Genomic DNA, 17,061 nt, shown 5'->3' on the forward strand with positions numbered 1-17,061 from the left:
CCCGGACGGCACTACCGGGCGGACGCGATGGCGGGCAACGCCTGCTTCTCGCGCGCGGCGCGCTTCCCCGCTTTCCACTTCTCGTACGCGATCTTCATGCCCTTGCGCACGGGGAGCTGGTTCATCAGCGAGAGAATGTGCGCGTGAGGGAAGCCCGAGAGCGGCACGTCGAGCATGTGCTTCCAGACGCGGCCGGTACGGAGCAGCTCGAGCGACGTCTCGTAGAACAGCTTTTCGCGCGCGTCGGGCGTCATCCGAGGATCGGGGTGCTCGAACAGTGCGTACGCGCCCGTGTAGTACTCCCAGCCGAGGTCCTTGTAGAGGTAGGGCTCGTACTGCTTGCGAAGCTCGGAGCCGGGGTACGGGACGGCGAGCGACGGGTGCATGCTCACGCCGAGGCGGTCCGCGACGTCAATCGCGCGCTGGTAGTCGTCGATCGAGTCCGCGCGCGAGCCGAGCATGAAGAACAGCGACACGTCGATGCCGTGGTCCTTGAGCGTCTTCACCGCGCGCTCGCGGTCGGTGCCGACCTTGCGGTCCGCGCGGAAGGCCTCGAGCGCCCCTTCGGACATGGACTCCCAGCCCACCCAGACCGTCAGCATCCCGGCCTTCCGGGCGGCGTCCAGCATCCTCGGGCCCTCGGGCGAGAGGACCGGGGCGAGGCTCCCGAAGCCCATCCACTTCTTCTTGCTGCCGCGGAGCGCGGTGAAGAGCTCGATGGCGCGGTCGATCTTCCCGAGCCACCAGATGTTCTCGTCGCCGTTGATGTACATCCGGCCGGGGATCGCATCGACGTCGCGGACGACGTCGTCGATCGGGCGCATGCGGATCTTCGGGCCGAACACCTTGTTCACCGTGCAGAAGCTGCACGGGTACGGGCAGCCGCGCGCGGTGTTGAGGATCCGGAAGTCGTGGCCGTGCTTCAGCAGACCGTAGAGCGGCGTCGGGAGGTCGTCGAGCTCGATCCGGTCGCCGCGGTAGTAGGGCCGGAGCGACCCCGCGCGGAAGTCCCTCAGGACCTGCGGCCACACCGACTCGGCCTCTCCGACGACCACCGCGTCGGCGTGGGCCTTCGCCTCGTCGGGGAGCGCCGAGACGTGCATCCCGCCCAGCACGACCTTGATGCCGCGCGCGCGCAGGGCGTCGGCGATTCGGTAGCCGGGGACGGCGGTGGGCGTGAGGAGACTGATCGCGGCGAGATCGCACTGCAGCGTGTCGAACACGTCCGGCGTGGCGCTCGCGCTGTAGAGCTCGATGTCGATGCTCGGGTCGGCCCGCCGCGTGAGGGCGGCGAGGTACTCGAGGATGGGCGGAGCGACCGGCGTCCACCCGAACGGCAACGGAGGCTTGATGATGCAGAGCTTCACGTGAGCCCTCGGCCCTCCCAAGGATTCGCTAGTGCTCGATGCGGAAGCCGGAGTGGAACGTCTCCATGCCGAACGGGATGCCCCAGTAGCTGACGATCATGGCCGCCACCGCGACGAGGGAATAGATGGCCAGCCGCTGGCCACGCCAACCCATGGTGATCCGCAGGTGCAGATAGATCCCGTAGATCAGCCAGGAGATGAGCGACCAGACCTCCACGGGATCCCAGTTCCAGAAAGTCCCCTTGGCCTGGTTCGCCCAGAACGCTCCCGACACGATCATGACGCCGTAGAGCGTGAATCCGCCCACCACGAACCGATAGCTGAGATCGTCGAGGGCCTTCGGATCGGGCATCCGGTCGTAGATGCCCCCCTGCTTGTCCTGCCTGAGCAGGTACATCAATCCGAGGCCAGCGGCGACGAGCACCGCGCTGAAGCCGGTGGTCGCACCGACGATATGGACCCACAGCCAGCCGCTCTGCAGCGCGGGGGCGAGCTGCGCGGTGGAGATGCCGGTCCGGAGCGTCCCGGCCCAGCCGATCAGGACGAAGGCGACCGGCACCACGAGCACGCCGAGCGCACGCACCCTCTTCGCGCTGAGCTCGACGATGACGTACAGCAGGACCGACACCCAGACGCCCAGCGTGATCGACTCCGCGATCGTGATGAACGGGCTCGTCCCGCCCTGGACCCAGCGCACGCCGATGCTCGCGGTATGCGGCAGGAACCCCACGGCCGCGCCCACCAGTCCGACCACGAACAGCCTCTCGGACTTCGCGATGAAGCCCATGATGTAGCTGAACGCGCTCAGGCCGTAAAACGCGACGGCGGTCCAGAACAGCACCTGCTCCGTCCTCATGAGATCTCCTCGCGCGCGCGGCCCATGGCCGACGCGCGCGGATTCCGCGGCGTCACGCCGCCCGTCTGTTGGCGGTTCCCTGCCGCACGCGTCCGACGAACGTCACGACCATGCCTGCCAGCCCGAGGCAGAGGCTCGCGAGGATGACGTTCTGGCCGGGGTCGTAGCGGACATCCATACCGACCCAGTAGCGAATCTCCTTCGGGGAGAGCTTGAAGTCGCCGGCGTCGAACTCGCCGCCGACCAGCACCTGCCCGTTCCGCGCGGCGCCCGGCGTTCCCTGCGGTCCGAGCGGCACGACCTGGAACCCGATGTCGCCCTGGCGCTCGACCACGGCGTTCGGCCGGTAGCTCAGGAGCAGCTCGGCGCGGGGCTCCTCCGGAGGCGGCGGGAACGGGAAGCTCTCCGGGCCGGTGGGCGTACCCGTCGCATACAGGTAGCCGCCGTTGGAGTGCTTGATGCTCTGGAGCGGGACGTGGGCTCCGTACACCTCGCGTCCGTCCTTGTCGGACATCACGACGAGGACGGAGTAGCCCTCCTTCGAGCAGAGGTACCGGACGCCGTCGTGCTCGAGGTCGCGCGTGATGTAGATGGTGCCGCTGGTCCTGGCGGCGCCCTCGCCGACCGCGATCTCGTACGCCGCGCGCTTGTCGAGCCCGTCGACGGTGTACTTGGAGTGCATCTTGACGAGCGTCGTCTCGCCCCGAAGGCGGGCGATGTCGAAGAACCGGCCGTGCTCCACGAGGTCGTAGCTATCGAGCTGGCCGTTGGGGAGCGTCTCGCCCTCCGTCAGCCTGAGCACGCCCCTGAAGTGGAAGAGGCTGTTGACGACGACGGCGCCCAGGAGCGCAACGAAGCTCACGTGGAAGACGATCATCCCGACGGAGACGACCGAGAGCTTTCGCCTCCAGATCCGGGTGAAGAACGCGGTGCCCGAGCTCACCGCGAGCAGCACCAGCAGCGCGTTGAACCAGAGCGTCGAGAAGATGAGCTGCCAGGCCCGCTCGCCGCGGAAGACGGTGACGCCGACTACGCAGAATGCCAGCACCGCCAGGAGCAGCGCGATGGCGAGCTTCGGCGAGGTCAGGAACGCGTACGCGTGCTGCGGGAGGGTCCGGGGCCGCCTCGCAGGCGCGACTGCCGCTGCGGAGGTTTCAGGCGCAATCACGGGTGAGTCCGTCTTTCGAGCGCCCCGCGCCGCACCTGACCGGAGTCAGGCGCGGCGCAGGGAGAATCAACTGTACCCCAACGCTACCGGTGCGGCTAGTACGTGCCGCCCGGCGTATAGGTCTCCGTGCGCGAGCTGCAGGGGCTGTCGCTGAGGTGCACGCAGGTCGCGCTGTACGTGGTCGTACCGATCCTGGCGGGCTGGTGGCTCGACAGGCTCTTCGTGTTGCGGATGAACGCGTACGGCCTGGTGTCCGTGCCCGTCGACCACCTGCCGGTCTTCGTGCCGGCCACCGGCAGCGCGTTCACGCCGTGGACGTCCTGCGCACGGATGGGCCGGATCACAGCCGTCGTGTAGTTGCTGGAGTGGCAGCGGTTGCAGCCGTACCGCAGGAACGGCGTCATCGTGCTGTCCGCGCTCGAGCTGAAGGCCGAGGTGGTGCCGTGGCTCGAGCCGGTGTTGGTGTCGTACCCAGCGTGGCAGATCTTGCAGAGCGTCGCCTCGTTCGTCCCGGCGGCGGCCGTTCCGGTGGTCGGAGCGGTCGCGTTTCCGCGCAGCGTCGCGGTGCCGCCGTGCGCGGTCACCGTCATGGTGATGGTGCCCGTGTCCGTCGGGAGGGCGTGGCAGTCCCAGCACGAGATCCGCCAGCCCCAGCTCGTCGCGTTGACGGTCGCCCCTCTGGCGGGCGACGTCACCGCGTTCCACGGGGCGGCCATGCGCGTGAGCTTCGCGTACCAGTTGTTCTGCGCGCCCCGGACCGGGTGGTACGAGGAGTTGGTCGTCGCGAAGGAGGCGTTGACGTCGGTGACGCCGCCCGCCACGCCGTTGGCGGTCACGCCGACGAGCGTGCTGCCGGGATAGAGGGTCCCGTTCGTGTAGCCCGTGCCGGCGATGGTGGTCGCGAAAGGCTTCTCCGCGGATCCACCGATCTTCGCCACCAGCGGATTGAGCGGCAAGCCAGCGCCGTAGGCGGCCGCACCGTTGGTGTCGTGGCACTTCAGGCACTGGTTGATCATGATCGCCTGGACCTCGGGCTCGAGCGTGGTGCTCGCCAGGTTCCGGCTGAAACGCGTGAACGTGAGGTCGGTCGCCGTGGGCGCGTACGAGCCCGGGCTGCTGCCGGACGCGGCCGTGAACGTGACGCCCTTGATGTTCGTGCCCGTGTCCGGGTCGCGCAGGTTGACGACGCCGTTCTTGTGCGGGCCCGTCGGAGCGTCGAGCGGGTCGCCGGTCACCGGGTCACCTTCCATGTGGCAGACGATGCAGTCCCACTTCGTCACCGCGCCGCCAGCCGACTTCTTGTGCGACCAGGCCTGGGCGAACTCGGGGACGATCGCGCGCCGCGTACCGCCCGCCGCCATCGGCTGCGTCCCGGTGTGGCACCCGATGCAGTCACCGGCGCCCTTGAAGGCGAGGTTCGGCGTCGGGTCCTGGTGAGCGTGGCAGTTCGTGCACTGCGTGGTGGTGTTGTGCGTCGTCACCGTGCCATTCGAGAGCCAGTAGCTCGTGCTCTGGTGACAGACCTGGCACACGCCGTTGAAGGGAGAGGCGGTCTTCGCGAAGTCACCGCCCACGGCGTCCGCGAGGAACGACGTCGCCGTGGCGGTGCGAGTCCCCGCCCAGCCGTCGTTGTCGGTGGCCGAGACCATGAGGTTGGTACCGACCATCTTGATGTTCGCGTCGCCGTGCGGGTCGTGGCAGTCCCAGCAGCGCTGGCCGCCGTTGTCGGTCGTGTGCTTCGCGCCATAGTGGTAGGCGTCGATGCGGGGGGCGATGGCGGAGTTGACGAGCGGCTGGCCGCCCGCGCCGTCCGGATCGACGCCGATCGAGCTGGTCTTGTGGCAGTTGAGGCAGACCGCGTTCGCGTTGGCGACCGTCGTCGAGTTGTACGCCCCCGTGGCGCCGCCGGCCGCGGCCGCGCCGCGCAGGCGGTACGGGTTCGTGAGGACGCCGCCGACCAGGTTGTTATGGGCGACGCTGCCGTCGTGGCAGTAGACGCAGCGATCGGTCACGCCCGCGACGGAGAACGTGTACCAGGCGGTGCCCGACGTCGCCGAGCTCTGGCCGTGGCCCTTCCCCGTCCAGTCGGTCGAGTAGATGTTCGCGGTCAGGCCATCGTTGTAGGCGAAGCTGTTCACGTCGGCGGCCGCCGAGAGGTGGCAGCTCGAGCAGGAGATCGTCGCGCCCCACTGCACGCTGCCGGAGCCGTGGCAGGACACGCTGCTGCACGTCTTGGTCGTGCCGTCGTAGTTCGTCGTCGCCCCGTTCGTGTCGTACGTGCCGAGGATCGCCACGTTGCGCGTGCCGTTGGTGTGGCTCGAGCCCGTGATCGCCGTGCCCGCCGCCGTCACGAGGCCGGAGTGGCAGTTCTGGCAGGTGGTCGCGTCCGCGCCGCTGTTCGTGTGCTTGGCGTGGCTGTTCGCCGACACGCCGGTGCCGCCGTTCGCGTAGTCCGGCGCGCCGGTCGCGTTGCCGCGGCCGTGGCACCCGTTGCAGCCGAGCACGCCGGCCTGGTTCCAAGTGACGTTGGCGTACCGGGTCGCGTCCGTCGCGCCCGGGTCGCGGCCGTTCGAGTGGCAGTAGTTGGAGCTGCAGCTCGGCGACGCGTACGCGGCGCTCGTCTGACCGCCCCGCGCCGGGAACCCGACCTGCTTCGTGCCGTTCACGTGCGTCGTCGGCGGCGACACCAGCGTGCGGTTCGCCGTCACCGTGGCGTTGTGGCAGTCGACGCAGCCGTAGTTCGTGCCGAGCACCGTCGCCTGGTTGACGTGCTGCGTGTGCTTGTTGGAGGTGATCTTCGTCCCGGTCGCCGTCGAGTCACCACCGTGGCAGCTCGTGCACTCCGCGTTCATCGCGGCGCCCGTGCTCCAGTTGAGGCCGGTGACGTAGGTCGGCGAGGCCGCGCCGAGCGGCTGGCCGTCGGAGTGGCAGTACACGCTCGAGCAGGTGTAGCTCGGGCCCTGGGCGTAAGCGCCCGCCGCCGACGGCGCGTCGAACTTGACGTCGTTCACGTTGTTCACGTGGAGCGACTTGTCCGCGATCGTCGTGCCGTTCGTGGTCGTGCCGAGGTGGCACTTGTTGCACGTGTAGGAGTAGCCGGTCGTCGTGCTGACGTGCTTCGCGTGCTTGGCGGACATCGTGGCCGTGCTCGTGCCGTTCCCGTGGCACGAGGTGCAGGTCAGCGTCGTCGCGACCCAGGTCGGCGCGGCGTACGTCGGGGCGGCGCCGAGCGGCGCGCCGTTCGAGTGGCAGTACGTGGCGCAGGTGCCGTTCGTGGTGCGGAAGTAGGCACCGCTGCCGCCGAGCTCCGTGCCGACGGTCGCGCCTGCCGTGTACGGCGTCGTGCCGCTCGTCCAGTCGAAGGCCACGTCGACGACCTTCGCCGTCGCGGCGGAGGTCCCCGCATGGGCGCTGTCGTTCATGTGGTTCGTGCCGACGGTCGTGTGGCACTTGCCGCAGCTGAAGGCGTAGGCGCCGGGGGTCGACTGGGGCGTCGTGGTGCCGTAGGTGATGTTCGCGCCGCCGGCGGTGCCGACGTGGAACGCGTGCTCACCGGTGGCCGGGGCCGAGCCGTGGCAGGCGTTGCAGGCGCCGTTCGGCTTGAACGCGTCGTTCGTACCCTGCTCGTGGCCGTGGCAGCTCATGCAGGCCGCCCCGGGGTTGTGGGCCGCATCCCCGGACGTGGCGGTGAAGTGCGCGGCCGGCGTGGTGCCGGAGACGCCGTGGCAGGCGTTGCAGACGCCGTTGAACGGCGCCGAGGTCTTCACGTAGTCGCCCCACGCGGGCGTGGCCGGGACGGCGTAGGTGAACGCCACCGTCGCGCGCGTTCCCGCGAGGCCGTAGACGTCCGAGGACGCGGCGAGGACGTCGACGCCGATCATCTTCACGTTCGCGTCGCCGTGGCCGTCGTGGCAGTCCCAGCAGCGCTGGCCGCCGTTGTTGGTGGCGCCGTGCTTGGTGCCGTAGTGGTTCGCGTTGATCTTCTTCGCGCCGTTCTTGAGCGCGAGCGCGCCGGGCTTCACGCCGTTGCTCGCGGTTCCGTGGCAGTTGAGGCACACCGCGTTGCCGGAGTTCGTGCCGGCGTTGAATGCCGCGGTCGCGCCGCCGACCGCGGACGCACCGCGGAGGCGGAACGGGTTCGCCGCCTGGTTGTGAGTCGACCCGGTGTCGTCGTGGCAGTAGAGGCAGGTGTTGCCCGCGCCGAACGCCACCGCCGCGCTGCCGTGGCCATTCGAGGTCCACTCCGCCGAGTTGATGTTCGAGGCGACCTTGTCGTTGATGTTCCAGTTGTTGTTGTCCGCCGCCGCGCTCAGGTGGCAGTCGGCGCAGGCGAGGGAGGCGCTGCCCCACACCGGCGCGCCGGCGCCGTGGCAGGAGACGTTGCTGCAGGTCTTCGACGCCTGCGTGTAGGTCGGCGACCCGGTGAGGCCGCTGAACGACACCTGGCGCTGCTTGTCGAGGTGCAACGTCGAGGTGCCGAGGATCGCGGTCCCGGCCGCCGTCACCGTCCCGGCGTGGCAGGTCACGCAGTCCGCGGCGCTCGCAACGTGCTTCTGGTGCGAGTTCGCGTCGGTGATGCCGGTGCCGTTCGGGTAGTTCGGGGCGCCGTAGGACGGCGTGAAGGTGCCGGCCCCGGTCTCGGCGCCGTGGCAACCCGTGCAATCGAGCGCCGCGCCGTTCCAGGTCACCGTCTTGAAGGTGTTCGGGCGCGTGCCGGCCGGATCCTCACCGCTCGAGTGGCAGTAGTTGGTGGCGCAGGTGCCCTGCCCCTCCGCCGCGCCGGCGGAGAACGTGCCGCCGTACGTCGCGTCGAAGACGACGTTCGGGTTCCCATTCGCATGGTTCGCGACGGTGGTGATCGGCCCGTTCGTGCCGACCGCGACGGTCGAGGAGTGGCACGCCCCGCAGGCGAAGTTCGTCGAGGCGGCGCCGCCGATGGTGCCGGCGACGTTCACGTGGTTCGGGTGCTTGCCGGTGGCGATCTGGCCGGTGCCCACCGGGCCGCCGTGGCAGTCGGTGCAGGTCTTCGTACCGGTCCACGCGATGGACGGACCCGAGGTGTACGGCGCCGTCCGATCGGTGCCGTTCGAGTGGCAGTAGGTGTTGGAGCAGGTGAGCGTCGCGCCGTTGTAGGTGCCCTTCGTGCCCGCAGCGTCGAAGACCTCCTTGAGGCCGTTCACGTGCGCACCGCCGCCCGCGACGATCGTCGTGCCGTTCGTCGTGGTGCGCTCGTGGCACTGCTGGCAGGTGTACCCGTACGTCCCCGTGTGGAGCTTGTGGGCGGAGGACAGCGCCGTCGTGGCGCCGCCCATCGCGTGGCAGGACGTGCAGGTGAGGACCGCCGTGCTCGTCCAGACCGGCGCCGTGGGGGCCAGGGTGCCGCCCACCGGAGCGCCGTTCGAGTGGCAGTACGTGGCGCAGGTGTTCGCGCCGGGCGCGAAGGAGGCGGTGACGCCCGCGGTGCGCGAGATGCCGCCCGCCGGGAAGGTCGGGGTCGCGTTGCCGTTCGCGTGCGTGGTGTCGCCGTCGGCCGGCCAGTCGTGGCACTCGCCGCAGGTCTTCGCCGCCATCATCCCGGCGTTCACGTGAACGCCGTGCGCGCCGACGTGCACGGTCGTCGGGTCCTTGCTGCCGGTCGAGTCGACGGCGTTGGCCGTGGAGCCCGGCGCCGCCCGCGCATCGGAGCGCGCGACGACCGTCCCGTTCGTCACGGAGTTCAGGTCACCGTGGCACGACACGCAGCCCTTGTTCGGCGAGGACACCGTGCCGTTGATGTGGCCTGCCGTCGCGCTGACGGTCGTCGACGTGTAGCCGGTGTGGCAGTCGCCGCAGCTCAGGTTCTGCGGGTGGTCCTCGCCGGGGGCGACGCTCACCGGCGGCGGGATGCCGTGGCACGTGCCGCACTGCGCCTGCGACGGGCCGCCGGTCCAGGCGGGCGCCTTGTTGGTGCCCCCGCCGTTCACGAGACCGGCGCCGTGGCACCAGACGTTGCTGCAGGTCGTACCGTCCCACGCCGGGGCGAGGCCGCCGCTCTTCGCGGTCGGGCCGAACGGCAGCGGATCAGCCGCGCCGTTGTGCGTGTTCGGCATCTGGTGGCACTCGGTGCAGGGGATCGCGGTGCCGACGAGCACCGCCTTGTTCACGTGCGCCTGGTGGCCGCCGACGCCGCGGAAGCTCGTCGCGGTGTTGCCGAGGTGGTCGGACGGGGGGGCTGCCTTCACGAGGCTGTCCGCGCCGGTGGCGAACGGCTGCGCGAGCGCCTCGTTGCCGTGGCAGCTCGTGCAGCTCGCGGCCAGGCCCTGGTTGTGCGCGTGGCACGCGGTGCACTGCTGGGTGCCGTTGTGCGAGGCCGCGGCCGCCGCGTTCTGCGCGGGGGTCGCGTTCCGGGTCCAGACGGACGTCTGCGTGTGGCAGACCTGGCACGGGCCGCTGTTGTCGGCGTTCGTGTACGAGGCGGAGGCCGGCGCGTCGACGCCGTTCACGCCCGAGTAGCCGGTCCGCTGCGAGTAGTAGACGTTGGTCGGGGGATACTGGCCGGTCACCGACGGCGGCGTGATCTGCTTCGCGATGAGGCCTGCGTTGGGCGTGCCGTGGGGATCGTGGCAACCGCGGCACCCGACGTACCAGGAGCCGTAGTTCACGCCCGTCGTCTCCGACGAGTGGGTCTTGAAGGCGTGGCAGTCGGAGCAGATCTGGCTCGAGTTGTCGCGGACGAGGAGGTTGCCGTCACCCTTCGTGGCGACCACCGTGACGCCGGCCGACCCGGAGTAGACCGGAGTGACCGCGTCCGCCGCGCTCGTCGCGCGGGCCCGGAGGGTGTAGGTGCCGGGCGTGAGCGTCACGCCGACCGTCGGGGTCAGCTCCTCGAAGATGCCGGAGTCGCTCGCCGTCCCGTAGTTGTTGTTCCGCTCGAGCGGGAACACCTGCTGCGTCGTACCGTTGTCGGCGACGAGCTCGACGGTGCCGATCGCCTGCGTCGCGCCCGTCGCGCTCTTCGGGCTGAACACCCGGACCTGCGCGCGGAAGGGCGAGCTCACCACGCCGGAGATGGGGTTGATGAGGCCGACGACCACGCGCCGGCTGCCCTTCACCGAGTCACCCTCGTACGACGTGCCTCCCGGCCGGATCGGGCCGATCGCGGCGCCCGCCGAGTAGTTGCCGCACGCGTCCTTCGAGAAGACCCTGTAGTAGTACGCCTTCCCCGCCGTGAGGCCGGCGTCGTTGTAGGTCGCCGCGGTGCCGGCGAAGACGATCTGCGCGCCGCTCGGGAGCGTCGTCGGCGCGGCGTAGGTCGCGCCGTCCGTGAGGACGTCGCTCACGGGCCCGCCGAGCTTCCGGACGACCACGACGCCCTGCGACGCCGACCAGTTCAGCGTGATGTTCGTCGCACCCGGCGTGATCGTCGTCCAGATGACGTTCGCCGGCGCGAGGTTGTCCACGGTGACGACGCGGCTCGTCGAGTCCTGGTACTGGCGAGCGTTGCTGGAGATGATGATGTTCACATACGCCTTGATGGCGTACTCCGCGCCGGCGACCCCCGCCGGCATCGCGGACTGCGACTTCGGGACGATGGAGATCACGAGCGGCACCGGCGTCGCCCCGACGGCGATCGGCGTCGTGAGGTCGATGTACTGCAGGTCGCTCGTCGGCGTGACGCTGCCGTAGACGGTGCTCAGGTTCGCGCTGCGGATCTCGACGCGGTCGAGCACCTGGTAGGCGTTCGCCGGCCAGAGCTCGACGCGGATGCGCGTCACCGTGTCGGCCGGCGTCGCCGCCAGCGTGAACGCGTCGACCGCGACGGCCGCGGCGTTCAGATCGGTCGAACCGTCCGCGCGCGGGCAGACCGTCAGCGTCGAGGGCGTCGGCTCCGTGCCGTTCCCGACGACGGTCTGGGCGGCGGCGGGCGAGGCCAGGGCGGCGGCGACCCCGAGGCCGAGCGCGGCGATCGCGCGAACGAGGGGCCGGGCGTCCGGGAAGAAGGACATGCGGGCTGCTCCTGTAGCGGTGCGGCTGAGACGGGAACCGTTCACGGAAGGCATCGCGAGTCTCATGGGCTAGCGCGCGTCCAGCGTGAGCGAGCTCGAGGAGGCGTTGTGGACCGCGTGGCACGTCGTGCAGCGCACGACGCCCGCGTCCAGCTTCAGGTCGTTGGCGCCGTTGCCGTCGCCGGTGGTCTGGAGGACCCCGTTCGTGTCGGCGATCGTCGCCGGGTCCATCGAGACGTTGACGGGATGGCTGAAGAGCCGGGAGCCGTTCGGCGCGTACCCGGGATCGTTCCCCATCGCCCGGGTCGCGTTCATCACGCGCTCCGCGTGGCAGTTCTTGCAGAGCGCGTCGGCGACGTTCGTCACGCGCAGGAACGGGAACGCGACGTAGAAGTCCCAGTTGTTGCCCACGACGTAGCCGGCGCTGAACTTCACCGTGACCGCGGGGTCGTCGAGCGCGACCGCGGCGCCGTTGGTGAACGGCATGCCCGTGCCGGTCGACGTCCCGGCGACCCACGCCGCCCCGTTCCAGTTGAACCAGCTCGGCGTCGCGAGCCCGAAGTCGTGCGAGAGGATGAAGGTGCCGCCCGTCCCGCCGTTCACGGTCTGGATCTGGACGCGGTAGCCCGCGGCCTTCGATCCGGGCGTCACGAGCGTCATCTGCCCGGTGCCGCCGGTGGCGCCGCCCGACTTGTTCTGCGCGACGCCGACCGGGATCGAGGTCTGGCGGGAGTTCGGCGCGTAGGTGGGATTCCCGTTGTGCGCGTCGTGGCAGACGGCGCACTGGAGGTTCCCGTCGATGACTCGCTTGTACATCGAGTAGTCCGACGGCATCTGCGCGCCGCGCGCCGCGTTCACTGCCGGACCGCTCCAGCTGTGCTGGGAGCCGCCGAGGCCCGGGGTCGCCTGATCGCTGGTCTGCCACGGGAAGCCGCTCGGGCCGCCCGGGTGGTTGTTGTGACAGGTGATGCAGCCCTTCGCGTAGTTCTTCGCGCCGGACGCCGAGGTGTCGTACATCGCGTGACAGTTGTCGCAGCTGCCGTCGCTGAAGCTCGCGTCGTGCGGCGCTTCGGCCGCGGACGCGAGGACCGGCAGGAGGGCGGCAACGGCAGCGGCCGCGAGAGTTCCGAGCCAGCGGGTGCGCATCACTAGTTCCCCGTCCCGTTCTGGGAGACGACCACGTTCACCCGGGCCGGCGCGCTGCGCACCGTCCCGTCATCGACCTCGAGCTCGAACCCGTACACTCCGGGCACCATCGGCGTGAACGCGCCGACGGCCCCCGGCTCCACGACCACCCAGGGCCCGTCCACCTGCGTCCACCGGTAGCCGACCGCGCCCGAGCTGCCGCGCGCGTCGAGGACGACGCGCTCGCCGACCGCGGCCGTCGCCGGGGCGCTCGCCACCGCCACGGGGATGGGGGCGCCTCCGGAGCGCGCCTCGAGCCGGACGCGCGCCGGGAAGCTCACCGCCGAGCCGTCGGAGACGACGAGCTCGAACGCGTAGCTGCCGGCCTGGAACGGCACCACCGTCGCGACCGCGCGGTCCGCGTCGGTGAGGCCGGCGGCCGGGCCGGAGAGCTGCCGCCACGCGTACGTGGTCGCGCCAGAGCTGGCGGCGCCGTCGAGCGAGACCGGCGTGTTCACCGCGACGACGCCCGGGGCCTCGGCGCGGGCGACCGGGAGCGCGCCACCGGGCGCGGTCACGTACACCTCGACGCGGGCCGGCGGGGACCGGACGCCGTTCTCCTCGATCCCGACCTGGAAGACGTAGCGGCCGGCGGCCGGCGGCACGAACGCCGCGACCACGGAGCCGGCGCCCCCGAGCTGCACCGGCGCACCCTCGACCTGGCTCCACGTGAACGAGGCGGCCGCGCCGTGGAAGCTGGCGCTCGCGTCGAGCACGACCTGATCGCCCTGCCCCGCGACGACCGGCGTCGCCGCGACGGCGGTCGGGACCCCCGCCGCGCCGATGACGACCACCGGCACCTCGGCCCCGCCCTCGCCGGCGGCATCGGCGGCGCCGAGCCGGAACACGTAGTAGCCGGCCGCAGCCGGCTGCGCGACCATCGAGACACCGGCCCCGGGGCCGGTGAGTGGCGCGCCGACGACCTGATCCCAGGTGAACGAGAGCGCGTCACCGTTGGCATCGGACGAGAACGCGCCCGTCAGCTCGACGAGCCCGCCCTCGGCGACGGCGACGACGCGGCCCGCGTCGGCGCGCGGCGGCACGTTCCGGACGGCGACGCTCACGGTGGCCGGGAGGCTCGTCACGCCACCGCACGCCGCCACGGCGCGGAACCGGTACGCGCCGGCGCGCCGGGCGATGAAGCTCGGCGCCGTCGTGGACGCGACGCTCACGCGCGGGCCCGCGACCTGCTCCCAGCTCGTCGTGCAGTCGCCGGTCACGCCCTGGGGCAGCGTCACCGTCGAAGCGAGCCGGACGAGGCCCGGATCGGTGGCGGAGGGCCCGGACGCCAGGAGCCCTGGCCGGTGGTCGTCGCCGTTCAGCGGGTCGAAGCCCGCGACGAGCTCGTCCTTGTCGGACCAGCCGTCGCCGTCGGTGTCCGCCGACCGCGCGTTGGTGCCGGCGAGGTACTCCTCGACGGCGTTGAGGCCGTCGCCGTCCGCGTCCGCCATCGCGTCGCGCGGATCGAGCGGGTCGAAGCCGTTGGCGATCTCCCACGCGTCCGGCAGCCCGTCGCAGTCCGCGTCGCCGGGGCACGCCGCGAGCGGAGCGCCGGCGCCGAACCGGCCGAGCCGCTTGCCGTCGAAGTCCGCGACCACGAGGTCGCCGTTCGGGAGCAGCGCGAGGCCCGCGGGCTGCCGGAGCGCGCCCGCGCCGGTGCCGCCGCCGATGCTGCCGAGCAGCGAGCCGTCCGCGGCGATCACCTGGACCTTGCCCGAGAACATGTCCGACACGAAGAGCCGGCCGTCGGGCGCGACCGCGAGGCCGCCGGACACGCGCACCTGGTTCGCCTGGGCGGTGCCGAACGCCTGCTTGAAGGCGCCCGTCGCCGCGTCGAACGCGTAGATCGTGCCGTCGGTCGCGTACCGGTCCTGGGCGACGTAGACCACGCCCGCCGCCGGATCCACCGCGACGTCGATGAGCCGGCGCAGCGTCGCCGTGCCGGCCTTGGTGATCGAGAGGAGCTGGGTGCCGTCGAGGCTCCGGGCCTGCAGGGTGCCGGAGGCGAAGGCGAGCCACAGGACCGACCGGGCCGGATCGAACGCCATCCCGGCCGGACCGCCCATCATCCCGAGGTCGATCCGTCCCAGGACGCGGCCCGTCCGCGCGTCGAGCTGGAGGACGGCGCCCTCGCCGAGACCGGCGAACGCGAACCCGCCGCCGGTGGCGATGGACGTGACGTTCTGGAGCGCGGTGCTGAGCTGCTCGCCCCGGCGCGTGAGCCGGTGCAGCCGGCCGTTCGCGTCGGTCACGAACAGCTCGCCGTCCGCGGTCGCGGCGACCTTGCGCGGGCCCGCCATCTCCGCCGGGAGGGCGTCCTCGAAGGCGGCGAGCGTGACGTCGATGCTGAGCGCGCGGCTCGCCATGCGGCCGGCGGAGTCCGTCACGGTGATGGTGACCTTGCACGGTCCGGCGAACCGGGGAGCGGTCCAGGTCGCGAACGCGCCCGCGCCGGCGGCGATCGTGCCGGAGCTCGCGGTCCAGGCGTACTTGAGCGTGCCGCCGGTCGGGTCGACCGCGCTGACCGCGAGGGTCACGGACTTGCCCGCGAGCACCGCCGCGCCCGGCGCCGTCACGTCGGAGATCACCGGGCCCACCGCCGCGGCGCCGGAGACGTTGGAGGTCGCCGCCCCGGAGGCCGACGCGCCGGAGATCGAGAGCGCGTCGCACTGGATGAGCGAGGCGCCCGGAGCCGAGGGCGTCCACGGCGCCGAGGTCGAGGTGACGCCGTTCGCGACCGCGAGGACGGCCGCGACGCCATCCGGGCCGACGGCGGTCACCGTGAGCCGCGCGATCCCGTCCGGATCGACGGCGGAGCACACGACGGAGGTCGCCCGACCGACCGCCGGCGCATCCGGAAGCTGGAGCGAAACGGCCGGACCCGCAGCACTCCCCACCCCAGCGCGCGCCGTGAGCGGGCACACCGCCACGACCGCAGCCAATGCGTAAACAGGCGTCCTGAGCGTCATGGGTCGCTGTGTAATGCAAGCAACGATCCCCACGCGGAGCTGCGCCCGACAGCCGAGTCAGTGTCGGATGTGGCTGAAATCCCCGAAGAGTCCGGACAACGGGGGACATGGGCTCGTACTCGCGGTCCGGCGCGGGCCTGGCGAAACGGGGCAAATCCCCCAACCCTCGCGCGATATGGCGCACACCGTGACGCACCCGTGCGCAGGTGTGCGCTCGGTACGCCATCACCGTCCGTGACATCACCGTCGGTTCCTAACCTCTATACATGGGGCAGCGGATGGCCGCGCGCGAGGCGCGCCACGCTGCCTCGGGCGATCACCCGAGGGCGCTCTCGGGTGAATGACCCGCGCTCGCTCCGTCCCGGGCAGCGCTCGCGCACCGGAGCCTCGCGGGCCTCGCGTCCGGTGCCGCGAGGGCGCCGCCACCGGCGTCGCGACCGCGCTCGCTCCGGCGTCTCGAGGCGCGCGCCCCGGACTCATTCCCGCGCGCCTCGGGCATCGGCCCAATTTCGCGAAGACGCGGGAAGCGAGAGATTGCCAATCAAGAAAGGAGCAACACCACATGACGACGACCTACGAGAGCGGCAGCGCGGTCCCCGGCGGCTACTACCTGAACCTCAGCGAGTGGGCGGTCACCCCCGTCGAGAAGGACGGCGAGCGGCTCCCGGCGGGCAAGGGCCAGTGGCGCCCGATCCCCACGGTGGCGGCCCTGGCGCTCGTCCCGATCCTCGGCGCGACCTTCCTCATGTTCCTCCCGGTCATCGGGTTCGCGCTCTTCTTCCACGCGATCATCGCCAAGGTGGGCAGCTTCTTCCACGCCTCCGCGACGGACCTCGCCGCGACGATGAGCCCCGGCTGGCAGCCCGGTGAGGCGCACTTCACCGGCAAGTCGCCCGAGAACGCCGGGACCGAGGAGAAGGGGCCGATCGCCGACGAGAAGCTCGACGCGCTCGAGAAGGAGATCGCCGAGAAGCGGCGCGAGAACTGAGCGGACGCGGCTGAGCTCACCAGTCACACGATTCGGACGGAGGACGTCATGGCCAAGTACACGGGCGGCACGATGGTGAAGGGCGGCTACTACTGGAACCCGCGGTCCTGGGAGGTCGAGGTCATCCCGACGGAGGGCGGACGGCTGCCGGCGGAGGGCGCGAAGTACGTGAAGGTCCCCTTCCCGATGCTCTTCGTCATCGTCCCGGTGCTCGGCGCCCTCTTCCTGATGTTCCTGCCGCTCATCGGGTTCGCGCTCCTCGCCCACGCGATCGTCAAGAAGGTGACCGGCGGCGCGAAGGAGGCGGCCACCGACCTCGCGGCCACGATGTCCCCCGGCTGGCGCCCCGGTGAGGCGCACATGACGGGCAAGCCCGGCGAGGAGAAGGCGGGTGAAGGGAAGCCCAGCGCCGCGGTGGAGAAGCTCGAGAAGGAGATCGCCGAGAAGCGCGGCGACAGGAAGTAACACGGGGGAGGACGGGGGCGCGGCGGGCCGGGGCGAGAGCCTCGGCCCGCCGCCTTTCGTGGGGCCGCCGGCCGCGCG

8 protein-coding genes are annotated in these 17,061 nt (G+C 71.2%); 2 read left to right on the forward strand and 6 right to left on the reverse strand.

Annotation, left to right across the window (positions count from 1 at the left end; translation table 11 throughout):
- Positions 1 to 11 precede the first annotated feature (11 nt).
- The 6 genes from AMOR_RS29455 to AMOR_RS29480 form a co-directional block, all read right to left on the reverse strand.
- The gene (locus AMOR_RS29455; protein WP_248357330.1) at positions 12 to 1,367 is read right to left on the reverse strand and encodes a B12-binding domain-containing radical SAM protein; all 1,356 of its coding nucleotides are present in this window, start codon (positions 1,365 to 1,367) and stop codon (positions 12 to 14) included.
- Positions 1,368 to 1,395: 28 nt separating this feature from the next.
- Positions 1,396 to 2,223 carry a cytochrome c biogenesis protein CcsA gene (ccsA, locus tag AMOR_RS29460; protein WP_248357331.1) on the reverse strand — a complete coding sequence of 276 codons (828 nt, stop codon included), beginning with the start codon at positions 2,221 to 2,223 and terminating at the stop codon, positions 1,396 to 1,398.
- Positions 2,224 to 2,275: 52 nt separating this feature from the next.
- Positions 2,276 to 3,391 carry a cytochrome c biogenesis protein ResB gene (locus AMOR_RS29465; protein WP_248357332.1) on the reverse strand — a complete coding sequence of 372 codons (1,116 nt, stop codon included), beginning with the start codon at positions 3,389 to 3,391 and terminating at the stop codon, positions 2,276 to 2,278.
- 95 nt (positions 3,392 to 3,486) lie between these two features.
- Complete coding sequence (locus AMOR_RS29470; protein WP_248357333.1) at positions 3,487 to 11,376, reverse strand: CxxxxCH/CxxCH domain c-type cytochrome; 7,890 nt, start codon at positions 11,374 to 11,376, stop codon at positions 3,487 to 3,489.
- Between the two features lie 69 nt (positions 11,377 to 11,445).
- On the reverse strand, positions 11,446 to 12,522 hold the full coding sequence (locus AMOR_RS29475; RefSeq protein ID WP_248357334.1) for a hypothetical protein: 1,077 nt from the start codon (positions 12,520 to 12,522) through the stop codon (positions 11,446 to 11,448).
- Positions 12,523 to 12,524: 2 nt separating this feature from the next.
- Positions 12,525 to 15,383, reverse strand: a complete 2,859-nt coding sequence (locus tag AMOR_RS29480; RefSeq protein ID WP_248357335.1) for a PKD domain-containing protein — start codon at positions 15,381 to 15,383, stop codon at positions 12,525 to 12,527.
- Between the two features lie 709 nt (positions 15,384 to 16,092).
- Here AMOR_RS29480 and AMOR_RS29485 point away from each other — a divergent pair.
- A complete protein-coding gene (locus AMOR_RS29485; protein ID WP_248357336.1) occupies positions 16,093 to 16,518 on the forward strand; it encodes a hypothetical protein in 426 nt (141 codons plus the stop codon).
- Between the two features lie 48 nt (positions 16,519 to 16,566).
- Positions 16,567 to 16,983, forward strand: coding sequence for a hypothetical protein (locus AMOR_RS29490; RefSeq protein ID WP_248357337.1), 417 nt, complete (start codon positions 16,567 to 16,569; stop codon positions 16,981 to 16,983).
- Positions 16,984 to 17,061: the final 78 nt, after the last annotated feature.

The organism is Anaeromyxobacter oryzae, from assembly GCF_023169945.1.
Lineage (GTDB): Bacteria > Myxococcota > Myxococcia > Myxococcales > Anaeromyxobacteraceae > Anaeromyxobacter > Anaeromyxobacter oryzae.